The sequence below is a fragment of the Pantoea sp. E956-1 genome (assembly GCF_982223955.1).
Map to the genome: position 1 here is coordinate 1 of NZ_CEUYZP010000145.1, position 250 is coordinate 250.

Sequence of the window (250 nt, forward strand, 5' to 3'; positions counted from 1 at the left end):
CAAGCAGGTGGCGTCCCCTAGGGGATTCGAACCCCTGTTGCCGCCGTGAAAGGGCGGAGTCCTAACCGCTAGACGAAGGGGACACGATAGTGTCACGACTTCGCAGCCGTCCTGCTCATTACTTTTTTATCAGACAATCTGTGTGGACACTGCGCGGGAAGGTATCTTCAGGTAAGGAGGTGATCCAACCGCAGGTTCCCCTACGGTTACCTTGTTACGACTTCACCCCAGTCATGAATCACAAAGTGGT

At 54.4% G+C, this 250-nt stretch carries 1 tRNA gene and 1 rRNA gene; both read right to left on the reverse strand.

Annotated features, from left to right (window positions below):
• Positions 1-8 precede the first annotated feature (8 nt).
• A tRNA-Glu gene (locus tag AC0T7J_RS25685) sits at positions 9-83 on the reverse strand.
• An 89-nt stretch (positions 84-172) separates the two neighbouring features.
• Positions 173-250 (reverse strand): 16S ribosomal RNA (locus AC0T7J_RS25690); the annotation flags it as partial.